Origin of the sequence: Sphingomonas sp. BGYR3, assembly GCF_025153455.1 — a bacterium.
Lineage (GTDB): Bacteria > Pseudomonadota > Alphaproteobacteria > Sphingomonadales > Sphingomonadaceae > Sphingomonas.
Genome location: NZ_JANZNT010000001.1, coordinates 23,994 through 41,768 on the forward strand (window position 1 = coordinate 23,994; position 17,775 = coordinate 41,768).

The following is a 17,775-nucleotide window of genomic DNA, read 5'->3' on the forward strand; positions in this document are numbered from 1 at the left end:
GGGGGATGGGCATCATGGCAACATTGGCAGCGGCACCCGGCGGGGTGCAGGCGCGCGGCGATCGTTTCTTCATTCTGTCGGCCATACTGATGGCATTGGTGATGGTTGCCGGATTTTCGTTTCAACTGGCCATGGGCCGGTCCAGCTTCAACGCCGCGCCGCTGACCCACGCCCATGGCATCGTCTTTTTCGGATGGGTCGTGCTGTTCGTTGTCCAGACGATGCTGGGCACCACCGGCGCGCTTCGCCTGCATCGCACGCTTGGCTGGATCGCGGCCGGCTGGATGGTGGCGATGGTGATCCTGGGGATTGCCATCACCGTTGCCCGCACCCGCGCGGGAACCGTGCCGTTCTTCTTTACGCCGCAATATTTCCTCATCGCCAATCCGATGACCGTCCTTGGCTTTGCCGGGCTGACCATCGCCGCCATCGTCAACCGGCGGCGGCCGGAATGGCACAAAAGGCTGCACCTGTGCGGCATGGCGATGCTGCTTGGTCCCGGGTTCGGGCGGTTGCTGCCGCTTCCGTTCATGATCCCATGGGCGTTTGAATCGGCCTATGTCGTCGGCCTTGTCTTTCCGATCGCCGGTATGATCGCCGATCTGCGGCGCAGCGGACGGGTGCATCCGGCATGGTGGTGGGGTATGGCTGCGCTGGTTGGCACGATGCTGGCGTGGGAAGTCATCGCCTATTCCACGATCGGCGATGCCATCCATGCTGCCGTGACGGCCGGAACGCCGGGCGCGGCCATTGCGCCGCTCGATTACCCGCCGTTCCCGCCCATGGCTTGAACCCCGCGCCCATCCGGGCCATGTGGGCGGCGACCATGCGAGGAGGGACTTCCCAATGAACGCGCCGACCCTGCCGACGGGCACCGATCTGCTGGACGAGATCATGCGCCTCAAGCGAGAGCGCAATGCCGTCATCCTCGCCCATTATTATCAAAAGCCGGAGATTCAGGATCTGGCCGATTTCGTCGGCGATTCGCTCGATCTCAGCCGAAAGGCGGCGGATACCGATGCCGATGTCATCGCGTTCTGCGGCGTGCGCTTCATGGCCGAAACCGCCAAGATCCTGTCGCCCGAAAAGATCGTGGTGCTGCCCGACATGGACGCCGGCTGTTCACTGGAGGACAGCTGCCCCCCGTCGCAGTTCGCGGCGTTCCGGGCGCAGCATCCCGATCACATCGCGCTCACCTACATCAACTGTTCGGCGGCGGTGAAGGCGTTGTCGGACATCATCGTCACCAGCTCCTCGGCCGAAAAGATCCTGAGCCAGATTCCAAAGGATCAGAAGATCATCTTTGGCCCCGACCGGCATCTGGGCGGGTACATCAATCGTAAGATGGGCCGCGAAATGCTGCTGTGGCCGGGCGTCTGCATCGTGCACGAAGCGTTCAGCGAAACAGAGCTGCTGAAGCTGAAGGCGCAGCATCCCGGCGCGCCCGTCGCCGCGCATCCGGAATGTCCGCCGCATATCCTGGACCATGCCGATTATGTCGGTTCGACCAGCGGCATCCTTTCCTTTGCGCAGGATTTCCCCGGCGACACGCTGATCGTCGCGACCGAACCGCACATCATCCATCAGATGGAAAAGGCGCTGCCCGAAAAGAATTTCATCGGCGCGCCGGGCGCGGACGGCAACTGCAACTGCAACATCTGCCCCTACATGGCGCTGAACACGATGGAAAAGCTGTATCTGGCGCTGCGCGATCTTCAGCCGCGGATCGAGATCGAGGAAGGCCTGCGGGTCAAGGCCAAGCGCAGCCTCGACCGGATGCTCGCCATGGCCGGGGGCACCGTCGGTCTGGGCGACCTGGGTCCGCTGGCAATCGACGGGGATTGAAACCCGTCGCTGCGCTCGCAATGACGGTGGGCTAGGCTTCTGCCAGTGCCGCCCGATGCGCGGGAAAGTTGCTGCCGCACGCGGCGATGAACCGGCGCACGTCCGCTACGTCCCGCACCCGCGTTTCGGCGGGCCTCAGCCGGGCGGGAAAGGTGCCGTATCCGGCCATCAGCGCATGCCAGCTCATCGGCGTATAGTATCGCGCAATGCCCAGCCCCTCGATGGTGGCGGCAACGTCGCCCCGCGTGAACCAGGCGGTCATCACCTGCTTCAGCGGATCGGATAGCGCCTCGATCCCCGCTGCATCGGTCCAGTAATCCGACGCCTGCCGCCGGTTCATCCGGTAATGCGCCACGATGTAATCCCGGATCCCCTCGTACCGCGCATTGATCGTGCGGTTGAACGTGTCGCGGTGGCGGGGGGTAAAGCCGCCATCCCAATAGGTCTGGATGAACGCCTCCAGCGTCGCCTGCACGATATGCAGCGCCGTCGCCTCCAGCGGCTCCAGAAACCCCTGGGACAGGCCGACGGCCAGGCTGTTGGAAACCCAGCTGTCGGCAACCCGCCCGACCTTCATGTCCAGGAACCGGACCGGCTGATCGTCGGGCAGGTCGATATGACGGCGAAACTCCGCCTCGGCCGCGTCCTTGTCGATATACCGGCTGGAATGGACATAACCGTTGCCGACCCGGCTGGTCAGGGGAATGCGCCACACCCAGCCTGCGGACAGGGCCGTCGCCCCGGTCTGCGGCGCGATCTCGCCATCGGGCAGGGGGGTGGGGGCGACCACGGCCCGGTCGTTGAACAGATTGTCGGCGAACGGCAGGAACGGCACGCCCAGCGCCTGCTGATGGATCAGGCTGCGAAAGCCGGAACAGTCGATGAAAAAATCCCCGGCCAGCCGCTCCCCGCCATCCAGGATCAGCGCGGCGACCGTCCCTTCGCCCGTCACCTCGACCCGGTCGACCGTGCGCGACAGGTGTGCCGCGCCCATCGCCGTCGCCCGTCCGCGCAGGAACGCCCCCACCTTGTGCGCGTCGAAATGATATCCGTATCCGATGCGGAACGGGAAATGATCGGGCGCAATCGGTGCCCGGCCATGCTCGGCCAGCCACGCGGTCAGATACCAGTCGTCGGGATGGGCGGGCACATCCTCCCCGCGCCGGCGCGCGGCACAGGCGGTCAGGAAATCGGGTTCGCTATGCCGGTCGATTTCGGTGGGAAAGGGGTGGAAATAGCTGGCCGGGCCGTCATTGCCGCCCCATCCGCTGAACCGGATCCCGGTCTTGTACGTCGCATCGCACGCCGGCATCCATTCGCGCTCGGCGATGCCCAGCGTGTCGAAAAAATGCTTGAGGTGCGGCGTCGATCCCTCGCCCACGCCGATGATGCCGATGTCCGGGCTTTCCACCACGGTCACGGCGACCCCGCGCCCGCGCCCGTGATGCGCGATCAGGCACGCGGCCATCCACCCTGCCGTTCCGCCGCCCAGGATGACGATATGGTGCGCCGTCCCGCTCACCCGTCATCGCTCCACAGCCATGCCAGCACCTCGTCCAGCCGCTCGGCCCAGGCCCGCTCGTCATGTTCCGTGCCGTGATACACTTCGGCCCTGAAATCCTTGCCCTGACGCCAGCCTGCGGCCTTCAGGCTTTCGACCCCGCGTTCGAAATAGGGGCCGTAATACTGGTCCAGCGTCGCCGTGCCCCGGTCGATCCACAGCCGCCGACCCCTGGGCGCGCCAAGCGTTCGGGTCAGATAGGTTTTCCACAGCGCCTTCATCCCCGCGCCTTCGGAGTTCATGGTGCGCGGATCGCCCATCGGCCAGTGGATCGACAGCGCCCCCGCCCGGCCGAACACGCGCGGATATTTGGCCAGCGCCTCGACCGAAATCAGGCCGCCCATGCTCGACCCCATGATCGCGGTATCCGACGGGCCGGGCAGGGTGCGGTAATTCCGGTCCACCCACGGCTTCAGCTCGCTGGTCAGGTAGCGGAGGTAGCCCGCCGAAATAACGGGTTTGCTGTCGGCACTGCGGACCATCTCCGCGCGCTCCTGCCCTTTTGCCGCACGATACAGGCTGTCGGGCAGATAGGTGCGATACCGGTCGCCCTCCGCATTCCACGTACCGACGATAATGAACGGCTTTGCCGCGCCCTCGTCGATCAACCGCTGGGCCGTGACATCGGCGCCCCACACCTTGCCATATCCCGACAGTTTGGGATCGAACAGGTTCTGCCCGTCGGGCATGTACAGCACGCGATAGCGGGTGCGGGGCGCGGGATAGCCGCGCGGCAACCAGAGGGTCAGGCGGGGGGACGCGGTGTGCCGCGATGCAATGGGCTGCACCTGCACCAGCGTGCCGTTGCGATCCGCCGGGCGGATGGCGGCACCATCCTGCGCACCGACCGGCCCGGCGGCGGTCAGCATCGCCGCCGCACCCAGGCATAGCATCCCGCGCACCATCGCCCCGTCCTTCCCTCCGATTGCCTACCGGTCGGATTCTATGACGATCGCACCATGGGCTGGCAATTCGGTTGCGGTCGCCCCGTTCACGGCCATGGCGATCCGGCCATTGCCGCCGGTCCACGCCATCGCCCGGTCGGTCAGGTTGAACGCACATTGCATCCGCTGCGCACCTAGCGTCCGTTCGAACACGATATGCCCGGCCGACGCCTCGATCACCGTCATCTCGCCCCAGCGCAGCGCCGGGTGCCCGTTGCGCAGCGACAGGGCGGCCCGCGTCTGGGCCAGCATCGACTGGGGATCGCGCTCCTGCCGGTCCACCGCCAGCGCCGGGTGATCCGGGCCAAAGGGCAGCCATGGCCGCGCGTCGGAAAAGCCATGGCCGGGCGTGTCCGCTTCCCACACCATCGGGGTGCGCGCGCCGTCGCGGCTCAGCGTCATGGGCCAGTTGGCGATGGCTTCGGGATCGCGCAGATCCTCCTGCGCGATATCCACCTGGGTCAGGCCCAGCTCCTCGCCATTATAGAGGAAGATATTGCCGCGCAGGCACGCCAGCAGCGTCGTTTTCATCCGGCCAAAGGCCGCGGCCTGATCGGGCGATGCCCAGCGCGAAATGGCGCGCGGCGCATCGTGATTTTCGAATGCCCAGCTGGGCCAGCCCGTTCCCGGCTGTTCCGGCCACCGGCCCAGCGCCTCGGCAACATGGCTGCCGTCCAGCCGGTCGGCATAGAGGAAATCAAAGCTATAGGCGCTGTTCAGCCGCCGGCCACCGGCTGTGAATGCCTTCATCTCCGGATCGGGGTCAGGCCCGCCCACCTCTGCCACCGTAAAGGTCGCGCCATATTCGTCCAGCACGCCGCGCAGCCGCTCCAGGAACAGCGGAATGTCGGCATGGGACTGGTTATGGACGTGCTGCTGGAAATCGAACGGGCGCGTGCGCGGCTTGCCCGTGTCCGGCGCGGGCGGATTGTCGCGCAGTTCGGGATCGTGCATCGCAAAGTTGATTGCATCCACGCGGAACCCGTCGACGCCGCGTTCCAGCCAGAACCGGGCCGTGGCCAGCAACGCGTCCTGCACCTCGCGGTTGTGGACGTGCATCTGCGGCTGGCTGGCCAGGAAATTGTGCAGATAATATTGCCCGCGCCGCGCGTCCCATGTCCAGGCGGGGCCGCCGAACACCGATTGCCAGTTGTTGGGCGGGCTGCCATCCGGGCGGGCATCGGCCCACACATACCAGTCCGCCTTTGCATTGGTCCGGCTCGACCGGCTCTCGGCGAACCAGTCATGCTGGTCGCTGGTGTGGGAATAGACCTGATCGATGATCACCTTGAGGCCCAGCGCATGGGCGCGGGCGACCAGTGCGTCGAAATCGTCCAGCGTTCCGAAAATCGGATCGACATCGCAATAATCGCTGACGTCATATCCGAAATCCTTCATCGGCGACGTAAAGAATGGCGACAACCAGATCGCATCCACGCCCAGCGAAGCGACATGGCCCAGCCGCTGCGTGATGCCCGGCAGGTCGCCGACGCCATCGCCGTTCGAATCCTGAAAACTGCGGGGATAGATCTGATAGATCGCGGCACCGCGCCACCATTCATGGGCGCTCTTGGCCGGTGCCATGCCGTTCATGTCGGGCGCGTTCACTTGCTCGCCTCACAGATCGCATAGCCAAGGGGGGGCAGGGCATAGGCCGCGCTGCCCGGCGCAGTGACGCTGGCGCACGGTCCATGCTTTGCGGTGAAGCCGCGCGTTGCCGGGTCCACCTCCACATTGCCGCTGACCGGTTTGGTGCCGGTGTTGAACAGCAACAGCGTTTCCGCGCCATTATCCGGGTCGAACCGCGATACGGCGAACAGACCCGGTTCCTTGCCATAGGCGCGCACCAGGGTCCTGCCCCGGCGCAGCGCCGCGCTGTCCCGGCGGATCGCCGCCAGCCGGGCAAAGGCGCGGAACAGCGGGTGGCCCGTGTCGAAATTGCTCGCCGCCGTCGTCCTGTCGGTGCCGATCAGGCGATTGTCGTTGTACACGGCGACCTTGCTGGGGAACATGTCCTCGCGCGCGTCCTGATCGATGCCGTCCCCGGCAAAGCCCTGTTCATCGCCCGAATAGATCGTCGGCACCCCGCGCAGGCCGAACATGAACGCATGGGCCAGCTCCACCCGCGCCAGCACCTCGGCATCGCCCGCCTTCGGAAACGCCTTGCGGACATAATGGCCGAACCGGCCGCCATCGTGATTGCCGGTAAAGGTCGGCAGGATATCCGCCCCCTCTGCATACAGCGCATCGCCGTCGAGCAGCCGGACGAACAGGTCGGTACCGCCCTTGCCGGCAATGCTTTCGATCACCGCGCTGCGAAACGCAAAATCCAGCACCGCGGGATAGCGGTCGACATGGGTAAAGCGCGCCAGCCCACCGGGATTGACCCCGTCCAGCGCCACTTCGCCAAAGATGTGGAAATTCGGAATGCCCTTTGCCTTTGCCCGCTGGCGCATGGCCGGCACGAACTTCTGCCAGAATTCCGGGTTCACATGGCGGGCGGTGTCGATGCGGAACCCGTCAATGCCGAACCGGTCGATCCAGCCGCCGAAAATGTCGATCATCCCCTGAACGACCACGGGGCTTTCGGTCATCAGGTCGTCCAGACCGACGAAATCGCCCATGGTCGAACTTTCGTTCTCGAACGTCGTGTTGCCGCGATTGTGATAATGGATGGGGTCGTTCAGCCACGCCGGCACCTTCACGTTCCGCTCGGCCTCGGGGACATAGGGGGTGTATGCCCAGTTCGGATCGGTCAGCCGGGCGAAATTGCCCGTCGTCATCACCTGATCCCCGGCAAATCCCGGATTGATCGCCTTGCCCTTCACGCCGCCCTGCCGGGAATAGGGATAGTCCGCACGGCTGCGATAGGCGCAATCGCCACATTCCCGGTACCGGATCACATCGGCCGTGTGATTGGCGATGATGTCCATATACACCTTCATGCCCCGGCCATGGGCGGCATCGACCAGCGCCTTGAAATCCGCATTGCTGCCGAAATGCGGGTCGACCTGCGTGAAATCGGTCACCCAGTACCCGTGATATCCCGCCGATTCCTGGCCCGGCCCGCCCTGCACGGGCTTGTTCCTGAAAATCGGCGCAACCCAGATCGCGGTTGCGCCCAGCGCCTGAATATAGTCCAGCCGCTGGATCAGCCCTTTCAGGTCGCCGCCATGGTAAAACCCCTTGTGCGCCGGGTCGAACCCATGCGCCATCCGGTCGCCGCCGATACCGCCCCGGTCGTTCGCCGGATCGCCATTTTCGAACCGGTCGGGCAACAGGAAATAGATGACCTCATCCTGCGGCAACCGCTGGCGCAGCGCACGGGTCGCGGCCGGCGTCGCCTGTTGCGCAACGGCGATCTGGGGCAGCATCGCTGCGGCGGCGGCAATGCCCGCCATCCATCGGGAAACACGTGTCACGCAAACGCCCTTTCGGTCTGAATTGGGGTGGCGGCACAATGGGCCGCAATGAAATCGGCATGGGGGGGCAGCGCATCGGCCTGTCGCCGGGCATGGGTGGCGGCCAGCGACAGGAACTCGGCCAGCTGCGCCTCGCTCAATTGATCGGCCAGCGGGTGATAGCCGCCGGGCATGATCCCCTGGCCCAGCATCACCTGGGCCCAGCCATCCTCGGTAAACAGCTCCTCGTTGAACCGGACGACGCGGCCCGCCTCGCGGAACAGGGCGATCCGCCGGGTCAGGCTGTCGGGAACCGCCATCGCCCGGCACGCGGCCCAGAACTCGCCCGGCCGGCGATTGGCATGGTAATGCAGGATCAGCATGTCGCGCACGCTGACGAACTCATGCGCCATCTGCCGATTGAACGCGTCCCGGCGCTCCGCCGCATCCTGTTCGCCGGGCAGGAACTGAAGCAGATGCGCAATGCCCGTCTGGATCAGGTGGATGCTGGTCGATTCCAGCGGCTCCAGAAACCCGCCGGACAGGCCAAGCGCCACGACATTGTGCGACCATGCCCGGTCGCGCATCCCGGTCACGAACTGCAACAGGCGCGGTTCGGCGGTGGCGGGCGCGTCCAGGTTTGCCATCAGCGTTTCGGTCGCCATGGCGTCGCTCATATGGGCGCTGGAATAGACGAGGCCATTGCCCGTCCGGTGCTGCAACGGGATGCGCCATTGCCATCCCGCCTCGCGCGCGGTGGCGCGGGTAAACGGGGTCAGCGGCTCCACCCGCTCGCACGGCACCGCGACCGCCCGGTCACAGGGCAGCCAGTGCCGCCAGTCCTGATAGCCGACGCCCAGCGCCCCGCCGATCAGCAGCGCGCGAAAGCCGGTGCAATCGATGAACAGGTCGCCCGCAACCCGCCGTTCCCCGTCCAGCATCAGCGCGGCGACATCGCCGCTCTCTGCCTGTCGCTCGATGCTGACGATGCGCCCCTCGATCCGCTCGACGCCCCGCGCCTCGGCATAGCGGCGCAGGAACCGGGCATAGAGGCCGGCATCGAAATGATAGGCATGGGCAAGGCCGACCGGCGGCCCGTCCGCCCGCTGTTCCAGCACGCCGAACCGATTGGCGCGGGCGGCGAGCGCAGAGGGGGAGAAATCCCAAAAATCGGCCCCGCCACCACCCATGCGATGACGAAGCCAGTAGGGGAGGAACGGAAGAAGGCCCAGCGGCCGCCCGATCGCGCCAAAGGCGTGGATATACGCCTCGCCCGGTGCCAACCATCCGTCGAACCGGATGCCCAGCTTGAAACTGCCCTGGGTTTCGCGGACGAACTCTGCCTCGTCGATGGCAAGGCCCGCATTGAACGTGCGGATCGGCGGAATGGTCGCCTCGCCCACGCCGACCGTGCCGATCGTTTCGGATTCGATCAGCGTGATGCGCCACGCGCGCCCCAGAAAGCGGGAAAGCGCAGCCGCCGCCATCCACCCGGCCGTGCCGCCACCGGCAATGACGATATGTCGGGCTGGAGTGTCGGTCACTGCAATCCCCTTCAGGAAAGACCACCGTCGATGGCAGGCCAGTCGGGCGGGGTGGCGGGGGGCCTGATGCCGGCCCCCCACCATCCGCATCGCGTCAGAACCGATAGGTGAATCCCGCCAGGAAACGGCGGCCATAGGTCTGGTAATCCGTCACCGTTGCAGGACGGGTGGGATCGGCGACCGAGGCAAAGGGTTCATCGGTCAGGTTCTGACCCTGGACATAGACCGACAGGCCGTTGAGCGGACCCGACTGGAAGTCGTAGCCGACCTGTGCATCAACGATCAGTTCCTCAAGCGCGGTTTTGCGGGCGATCGAACCATCGAACGCACCAAAGTCGCCAAGGAAGCCTGAACGATAGCGCACGCTGCCGCGGGTGTTGATGCCCCATTTTTCGAAGAACACCGTGCCGTTGGCGACCCATTGCGAATAACCGGGGATCTGGTCGATGGCGCCTTGGGCATTTTCGACCTTGGTTTCGGTGTAGCCAACGCCGCCGGTCACGCCAAAGCCGTCCAGCGCACTGGTGATGACTTCGAACGGCAGGGTGAAGGCGAATTCCGCACCGTAGAAGTCGCCGCCGCCGGTGTTGATCTCGGTATCCAGCAAACCCAGCGTCGGCAGGTTCGGCGGCGCATTGGCGGGCAGCGGGAAGGCCGAGTAATCGAAGGCGAAGCGGCCGCCGTCGATATAGCTGACGATGTCCTTGTAATAGAGCTGCAGTGCGACGAAGCCTGAGCGTCCGAAATATTTCTCGAAGTTCAGGTCCAGGGCATTGGCCCGATACGGACGCAGATACGGGTTGCCACCACCGCCGGAGATGATCGGACGGCCTGGCGTGATGTCGTTGTTGACACCATAACCGATGGCGACGCGCATGTCGTCAAGCTGCGGCCGCATGATCTGACGCGACGCGGCAAAACGGACCACGAAATCGCTTTCAAAGCGTAGCGACAGGTTCAGGCTGGGCAGCACGTCCCAGTAATCCGTGCCGAGCGTCGTCACGACCGGACCCGTCGGGGGATAGATAAAGCCGGTCGACTTCTGTTCGGACCAGATCGCCTGAACGCCCAGGTTACCGGTCAGTGTCGCACCCGAGAAATCGTGACCCAGATCGGCCTGGAGATAGCCGCTCATCAGGTCTTCCGACACGGAGTAGAGCTTCGACAGCACGTCCTGAGACGTGTTGGGGTCAAAGCGCAGCACGCCGCTTTCGGTCAGTGAACGGGGGTCGTAGCTGAGCACCGGACCAAGGCCCAGATAGCCGAGGTTAGTCGGTTCCAGCACGACGCTCTGCGGCACCGGCGCTTCGCGGGCGCCGTTGGCCAGCACCAGGAAGGCTTCGTCCGGGGTCAGTGACTTGGTGCGGTCGGTATAGGCAAGGCCAGCGCGAACGCCTGCGATGAACCCTGCGTCCTCGAACGTCTTGCCGACTTCGGCACGATATTGCTTCAGTTCGTCCTCGACCCGGCGGTCGTTATAGTATCCGGCCTGTATCCGACTGCCGCCCCAGCCGAGCGGATCGGTCAGCTTGATCAGGTTGGTGTCGGCATAGTTCAGCGTCGGCGTGAAAAAGATGCCCTTGCCGTTGTTCACAAACCGGATCGTGTCGGTTCGGTCGGCCGCGGCGAAATTGTCGCTGGGATCGTTCGGGTCGTCCCAGTCATAGCCGGTGCCGGCATAGCTCTGGAACGACAGTTCGGTACGGTCCGTGCGCGAATAGCCGAAATCAATAAAGGCATTCCAGCCGTCGTCGCCCTCATACTTCGTGTTGAAACCGAACGAATAGAGGTCGGATTCCTTGTCGAACCGATCGTTCCGGATCACGCCCTGCACATTGCGGAACGTACCGGTGCGCCACACGCCGTTCTCGGCCGTCGCGCCGGCGGGGTCGAACGTGGTGCCGAAAAAGCTGAACGGCAATTCGATGCCGCGCTTGATCTGCTCGTCCTTGAACTTGGAGTAAAAGCCATCGACGGTGACCATCCAGTTCGGCGCCGGCTCATACTGGATCGTGCCGTTGATGCCGAGGCGCTTGAGCTGGGTCGAGGTCACGAACGACTTGGAGCCAGCCGGTGCCTGATTGCCGTTACCGGTCGGGTCGAAATAGCCCCAGGCGTTGAATTCCTGAACCTGGTAGGGCTCATCGACATAGGAGGCGGCGAGCGAAATGCCGAGCGTGTCGTCGGCGAACTGGTGAACGAAGGTGCCGTTCACGCGGTAGCCTAGGTCGCTCGACCCGGTATTCAACTTGCCCAGATCCGCATAGGAACCGCGCGCGCCAATCGCGAGCACCTTTTTCCCATATTCCAGCGGACGGATGGTGCGGACATCGACCGTGCCGACCAGGCCCTGACCGATCAAGTTGGCGGTCGGCGACTTGTAGATCACGACCTGATTGACGACTTCGGCGGGGAACTGGTCGAATTCGATGCCGCGATTGTCGCCGTTCGATGTCTGCTCGCGACCGTTCAGCAGCGTGGTGGAAAAATCCGGGCCGAAGCCGCGAATCGCGATGACGTTGGCGCGGCCATTGGCGCGCTGTGACGTGACGCCGGGCAGGCGCGCGATGGATTCGCCGATCGAGTTGTCGGGCAGCTTGCCGATGTCTTCGGCGGTAACCGATTCGACGATCTGATCGCTGTCCTTCTTTTCGCTGACCGCGCTCTGCAGCGAGGCGCGGAAACCGACGACGACGATGGACTGGTCCTGCTCGGCCGTTTCGGCCTGCTCCGTCGCCTCATCGGCGGCGGGGGCTGCGTCCTGCGCCATGGCAGGCGCAGCGGTCAGCGCCAGCGCCAGCGCGCTCGACGTCAGGCACAGCCGGCTGAGGCCAAGCGGGCCGCGCGCGTTGATGGAAACCTTCATGTCTGTCCTCCCCAGGATCCCGGCGGCCCGCTTCGTGTGGCGGTGGTGGTGTCTGTTTCGTCCGCGCAAGGGTGCTGAATTCAAGATCGGGCACCGTGCATCCGATGGCGCCTGAATGCGTTCGCCCCCTTGGCGCGGGCAACAAATGTGCATACGAATACGCCTATGCACTCGTATGCACGGGGGCCAAAGGACAGGCCAGTGCGGCATTTCGGCATCACTGCAGCATACCCGATCTTTGAAACCGGGTGGCGCAAATCTGGGGGAGGGGGCATGGCCCGGCGATGACGGCACCGCGCAAGATCACGAGTTTCGATATCGCCGAACTGGCCGGGGTGTCCCAGCCGACGGTTTCGCGCGCCCTGCGCGGCAGTCCGGCGATCAGCGAGGAGACGCGCAAGCGGATCGAGGCGATTGCCGCCCAGCTGAATTACAAGGTGGACAAGAACGCCTCGAACCTGCGCTCCCAACATTCGAACACGCTGGCCCTGCTGTTCTTCGAGGATCCCTCGCCCGATGACAGCCAGATCAATCCGTTCTTCCTGTCCATGCTGGGATCGATCACCCGCGCCTGCGCCCAGCGCGGCTATGACCTGTTGATCTCGTTTCAGCAGTTCAGCACCGACTGGCACAAGGATTATGAGGACAGCCGCAAGGCGGACGGCATCATCCTGCTCGGCTATGGCGATTACGAAACCTATCGCGGGCGGCTGGAACAGCTGGTGGCACAGGGGACGCATTTCGTGCTCTGGGGCTCCAGCCGGGATGGACAGCCGGGCGTGACCATCGGTTCCAACAATTTTCAGGGCGGACATGATGCGACCCGCCATCTGATCGATCGGGGGCGGGGGCGGATCGGCTTTCTGGGGGATGCCTCCACCCATTATCCGGAATTCTTTGCCCGCTATCGGGGGCATGAGGCCGCGTTGCAGGCCGCCGGGCTGGCCAGCGATCCCGCGCTACAGGCCGATGCCCTGTCGAACGAGGCGGATGGCGAGGCGGCGGCCTCCGCCCTGCTGTCGCGCGGTGTGCCGTTCGATGCGCTGGTCTGTGCCAGCGATCTGATCGCCATCGGCGCGATGCGCACGCTTCAGGCCGCCGGCCGGGACGTGCCGGGCGATGTCGCCATCGTCGGGTTCGACAACATCCCCGCCGCGCGGCTCACCCGCCCGCCGCTGACCAGCGTGGTGCAGGACAGCCGGGCCGCCGGGCAGATGCTGGTCGATACGCTGATCGGCCTGATCCATGGCGAGGCGGTGCAGGATCAGGTCCTGCCCGTGCATCTAGAAATCCGGCAATCCAGCGGCGGCTGATCCGCCCGCTGGCCGCACCGCGCCACCCTCAGTGCGCTGCGGCCGGGCTGTCCTTCTTCTTGGGGAACAGGTGCAGCACGCCGACGATGGCGGCACCCAGGATCGCGCCGATGATGCCGCTGCCGATGGCAGTCACCGCCCATTCGACCAGGCCATGCACTGCGGGCACCGCACCCCCGGCGGCGACCGCCGCGTCGTGGATGACGTGCTCCGGCCAGTCCAGCCCGAACTCGGCCAGCCCATGGACGATGATCCCGCCACCGACCCAGATCATCGCGGCCGTCCCGATCACCGACAGGGTGGAAAGCAGGCGCGGCATCGCCGCGACCAGGCCCCGTCCGAACGCCGCCTGCGCCCCTTTGCCCTTGGCCAGGTGCAGGCCGATATCGTCCATCTTCACGATCACGCCGACCAGGCCGTAAACCCCGACCGTCACCGCCGTCCCGACCAGCGCCAGCACGATGGCCTGCTGCCAGATCGGGCTGGCTTCGACATCGGCCAGCGCGATGGCCATGATCTCTGCCGACAGGATGAAATCGGTGCGGATCGCGCCGGTGACCTGACGTTCCTCCAGCTCGGCCGGGTCGCTGATCGTCTCGACCCCCTCGCCGCCATGATGGCCGGACAGCTTGTGCGCCACCTTTTCCGCGCCCTCGAAACACAGATAGGCGCCGCCGATCATCAACAGCGGCGTCAGCAGCCACGGCAGAAACGCACTGATCACCAGCGCGGCGGGCAACAGGAACAACAGCTTGTTCTTCAGCGATCCCAGCGCGATCTTGCCGATGATCGGCAATTCCCGCTGCGGCGGCAGGCCGACGACATAACCGGGCGTCACCGCCGCATCGTCGATTACCACGCCCACCGTCTTGCTGCCCGCCCGCGCCGCTGCGGCCCCCGCATCGTCGATCGACGTCGCCGCCAGCTTGGTCAGCGTGGCCACATCGTCAAGCAGGGCAATCAGGCCGCTGGGCATGGTGCGGGATCCTTTGGGCGTTGGCGGGCGACTGGCACAGCCTTATCGGCGGTCGGCGGCGGCGGCTAGAGCCACTTCGGCAAAAATGACGCGGGTGCAGCGCATATCCCGCGCATACGAATACCGGTTTCAATGGCCCGCGCTTGCCCGCAAGGTCGCGGCAACAACACAGCATCATGTAAGGGGAGGACCATGGAAAAGCCGCGTCAGGGCTGGGCGGGTCTGTTCAACATCAGCTTCGGCTTTTTCGGCATCCAGATCGGGTTCGCGCTTCAGAACGCGAATATGAGCCGCATTTTCCAGACCCTGGGTGAATCGCTCGACAATCTGCCCGCGCTGTGGATCGCCGCGCCGCTGACCGGATTGCTGGTGCAACCGGTGATCGGGCATTTCAGCGACCGGACCTGGCTGGGCCGCCTTGGTCGCCGCCGTCCCTATTTCCTGGCCGGCGCCGTGCTGGCTGCCCTGTCGCTGTTCCTGATGCCGCTGGCCGAACATCTGATCTTTGCCGCGATCATGCTGTGGCTGCTCGACGCCTCGCTCAACATCTCGATGGAGCCGTTTCGCGCGTTCGTCGGCGATATGCTGCGCAAGGATCAGCATACCGCCGGCTATGCGGTGCAGACGGCGTTCATCGGCGTCGGCGCGGTGGCCGGCTCGATGTTCCCTTGGGCGCTGACCAGCCTTGGCGTTGCAAACGAGGCTGCGCCCGGCGTGGTGCCCGACACCGTGCGATGGAGCTTCTGGGCGGGCGGGGCCGCGCTGTTCCTTGCCGTTCTGTGGACCATCGTGACCACCCGCGAATATTCGCCGGCCGAGCTTGCCGCCTTCGATGGCGAGGCAGAGGCGGCGGCCCAGCCCGTGCGCGCGCTGTCCGACCGCAGCATTGCCGCCCCCCTTGCCTGGATCGGCGCAGGCGCGGCGGTGATCGCCGCGGTTCAGGCATTTGCGCTGGAAAAGGAGATGTTCCTGCTCGGCGGTCTGCTGATCGGCTATGGCATCGCCAGCATCGCCGCCATCCTGCTCGCCCGCAACGGCCGGGACCAGCATATGCTGGCCAGCATCGTCGGCGATTTTGCCGGAATGCCCGACATCATGAAACGGCTGGCGCTGGTCCAGTTTTTCAGCTGGTCTGCGCTGTTCATCATGTGGATTTATACCGCGCCCGTTGTCGCCGCGAACTATTTCGGCGCGACGGATACCAGCGGCGCGGCATTCAATGCCGGGGGCAACTGGGCGGGCGTGCTGTTCGCCATCTATAACGGCATTGCGGCGGTCGCGGCGCTGACCTTCCTGCCGCTGCTGGCGCGGCGGGTCGGCCGGGTGCGCACCCACATCATCGCGCTGCTGGCCGGGGCGGCGGGCTTTGCCGGCTTCCTCTTCATCACCGACCATCGCTGGCTGATCGTCAGCGAAATCGGCATCGGCATCGCCTGGGCCTCGATCCTGGCCATGCCCTATGCCATCCTCGCCTCGGCCCTGCCGCAGCAGAAACTGGGCATCTATATGGGCCTGTTCAACGTGTTCGTGGTCATCCCGCAACTGCTCGTGGCAACGGTCATGGGTACGATCATGAAAGTGTTCTTTCCCGATCAGCCGGTATGGACCATGGCCTTTGCCGCCGGGGTGTTCGTGCTGGCCGCGCTCGCCATGCTGCGCGTGCCGGAGCCTGAAGGGCACTGATCCTGAAATAAAATTACGCAGCGGAAACGAAAAAAGATCAGCTTTTGGGCGGGGCTGACAGCCGCGATCGCCTGTGGCACAACGCAATTAAATTACGCGTTCATGAGTCGGCGTCAGACCGGCGATGATGCCACAGGAGACGATGCGATGCGGATGATCGACCATTTTCTGGCCGGGCCAGTGCCCGCCGCGACGCGGCACGGCGATGTGTTCGATCCCAATGCCGGGACGGTTCAGGCCCGCGTGGCGCTGGGCGATGCTGCGGTGCTCGATGCCGCCGTCGCCGCGGCTCAGGCCGCTCAGCCCGGCTGGGCCGCCACCAATCCGCAGCGGCGTGCCCGCGTCCTGTTCCGGTTCAAGGAACTGGTCGAGGCGAACATGGACAGCCTCGCCCATCTGCTCTCCTCCGAACATGGCAAGGTGATTGCGGACGCGCGCGGCGACATTCAGCGGGGGCTGGAGGTGATCGAGTTCGCCTGCGGCATCCCCCACGCGCTGAAGGGGGAATATACCCCCGGCGCTGGCCCCGGCATCGACGTCTATTCGATGCGCACGCCCATCGGCATCGGGGCCGGCATCACGCCGTTCAACTTTCCCGCGATGATCCCGCTGTGGATGTCCGGCGTCGCCATCGCCTGCGGCAACGCCTTCATCCTGAAACCGTCGGAACGCGATCCGTCGGTCCCCGTTCGCCTGGCCGAACTGTTCAGCGAAGCGGGGCTGCCCGACGGCATCCTTCAGGTCGTGCATGGCGACAAGACGATGGTCGACGCGATCCTCGATCATCCCGCCATCGGCGCGGTCAGCTTTGTCGGGTCGTCCGACATCGCGCATTATGTCTATCGGCGCGGCGTCGATGCGGGCAAGCGGGTCCAGGCGATGGGCGGGGCCAAGAACCACGGCATCGTCATGCCCGACGCCGATCTGGATCAGGTGGTGGCCGACCTGTCCGGCGCCGCGTTCGGATCGGCCGGCGAACGCTGCATGGCGCTGCCCGTCGTGGTGCCGGTGGGCGAACAGACCGCCGATCGCCTGCGTGAAAAGCTGATCCCCGCAATCCATGCCCTTCGCGTGGGCGTCTCCACCGATGCCGACGCCCATTACGGCCCGGTCGTCAACGCCGCGCACCGCGCACGGGTGGAACAATGGATTCAGACCGGGGTGGACGAGGGCGCGGAACTGGTGATCGACGGACGCGGCTTTGCGCTTCAGGGGCATGAACAGGGCTTTTTCATCGGCCCCAGCCTGTTCGACCGCGTAACCCCGACGATGGAGAGCTACCGCGAGGAAATCTTTGGCCCGGTGCTGCAGATCGTCCGCGCGAACGATTTCGAGGAGGCGCTGCGCCTGCCCAGCGAGCATCAATATGGCAACGGCGTCGCCATCTTTACCCGCAACGGCCACGCCGCCCGCGAATTTGCCGCGCGGGTGAATGTCGGCATGGTCGGCATCAACGTGCCGATCCCGGTGCCCGTCGCCTATCACAGCTTTGGCGGGTGGAAACGCAGCGCGTTCGGCGACGTGAACCAGCACGGGATGGAGGGCGTCCGGTTCTGGACCCGGGTCAAGACGGTCACCCAGCGCTGGCCCGATGGCGCGCCGGACGGTAGCAATGCGTTCGTCATTCCGACGATGGGGTAAG

Annotated in this window: 12 protein-coding genes; 5 read left to right on the top strand and 7 right to left on the bottom strand. The window is 65.2% G+C overall.

Translation table 11 applies throughout. The features are described 5' to 3' along the window. The first annotated feature begins 14 nt into the window (after positions 1-14). Together NYR55_RS00135 and nadA are read left to right on the top strand one after the other, a co-directional pair. Positions 15-791: a hypothetical protein gene (locus tag NYR55_RS00135; protein ID WP_260019234.1), complete on the top strand. Its 777-nt coding sequence runs from the start codon at positions 15-17 to the stop codon at positions 789-791. 55 nt (positions 792-846) lie between these two features. After that, a complete protein-coding gene (gene nadA, locus NYR55_RS00140; RefSeq protein ID WP_260019235.1) occupies positions 847-1,845 on the top strand; it encodes a quinolinate synthase NadA in 999 nt (332 codons plus the stop codon). A gap of 31 nt (positions 1,846-1,876) precedes the next feature. Here nadA and NYR55_RS00145 read toward each other — a convergent pair whose 3' ends face one another. The 6 genes from NYR55_RS00145 to NYR55_RS00170 form a co-directional block, all read right to left on the bottom strand. Next, positions 1,877-3,367, bottom strand: a complete 1,491-nt coding sequence (locus NYR55_RS00145; protein ID WP_260019236.1) for a tryptophan halogenase family protein — start codon at positions 3,365-3,367, stop codon at positions 1,877-1,879. Then, a complete protein-coding gene (locus NYR55_RS00150; RefSeq protein ID WP_260019237.1) occupies positions 3,364-4,311 on the bottom strand; it encodes an alpha/beta hydrolase-fold protein in 948 nt (315 codons plus the stop codon). The genes NYR55_RS00145 and NYR55_RS00150 overlap by 4 nt, the downstream gene beginning before the upstream one ends. 24 nt (positions 4,312-4,335) lie before the next feature. Then, positions 4,336-5,943 carry an alpha-amylase family glycosyl hydrolase gene (locus NYR55_RS00155; RefSeq protein WP_260021499.1) on the bottom strand — a complete coding sequence of 536 codons (1,608 nt, stop codon included), beginning with the start codon at positions 5,941-5,943 and terminating at the stop codon, positions 4,336-4,338. 11 nt (positions 5,944-5,954) lie between these two features. Continuing rightward, a complete protein-coding gene (locus tag NYR55_RS00160) occupies positions 5,955-7,724 on the bottom strand; it encodes an alpha-amylase family glycosyl hydrolase (RefSeq protein WP_260021500.1) in 1,770 nt (589 codons plus the stop codon). A gap of 44 nt (positions 7,725-7,768) precedes the next feature. Beyond that, positions 7,769-9,295: a tryptophan halogenase family protein gene (locus NYR55_RS00165; RefSeq protein WP_260019238.1), complete on the bottom strand. Its 1,527-nt coding sequence runs from the start codon at positions 9,293-9,295 to the stop codon at positions 7,769-7,771. A gap of 94 nt (positions 9,296-9,389) precedes the next feature. Then, positions 9,390-12,161: a TonB-dependent receptor gene (locus NYR55_RS00170; RefSeq protein ID WP_260019239.1), complete on the bottom strand. Its 2,772-nt coding sequence runs from the start codon at positions 12,159-12,161 to the stop codon at positions 9,390-9,392. Positions 12,162-12,445: 284 nt separating this feature from the next. On the opposite strand from NYR55_RS00170, the gene NYR55_RS00175 reads away from it, so the two are divergent. Next, a complete protein-coding gene (locus NYR55_RS00175; protein ID WP_260019240.1) occupies positions 12,446-13,474 on the top strand; it encodes a LacI family DNA-binding transcriptional regulator in 1,029 nt (342 codons plus the stop codon). A gap of 28 nt (positions 13,475-13,502) precedes the next feature. On the opposite strand, the gene NYR55_RS00180 is transcribed toward NYR55_RS00175, so the two are convergent. Then, the gene (locus NYR55_RS00180) at positions 13,503-14,450 is read right to left on the bottom strand and encodes a DUF808 domain-containing protein (protein ID WP_260019241.1); all 948 of its coding nucleotides are present in this window, start codon (positions 14,448-14,450) and stop codon (positions 13,503-13,505) included. Positions 14,451-14,642: 192 nt separating this feature from the next. Here NYR55_RS00180 and NYR55_RS00185 point away from each other — a divergent pair, with 192 nt between their 5' ends. Both NYR55_RS00185 and NYR55_RS00190 read left to right on the top strand, forming a co-directional pair. Then, positions 14,643-16,133: an MFS transporter gene (locus NYR55_RS00185; RefSeq protein ID WP_260019242.1), complete on the top strand. Its 1,491-nt coding sequence runs from the start codon at positions 14,643-14,645 to the stop codon at positions 16,131-16,133. Positions 16,134-16,280: 147 nt separating this feature from the next. Beyond that, positions 16,281-17,774, top strand: coding sequence for a CoA-acylating methylmalonate-semialdehyde dehydrogenase (locus NYR55_RS00190; protein WP_260021501.1), 1,494 nt, complete (start codon positions 16,281-16,283; stop codon positions 17,772-17,774). Position 17,775: the final 1 nt, after the last annotated feature.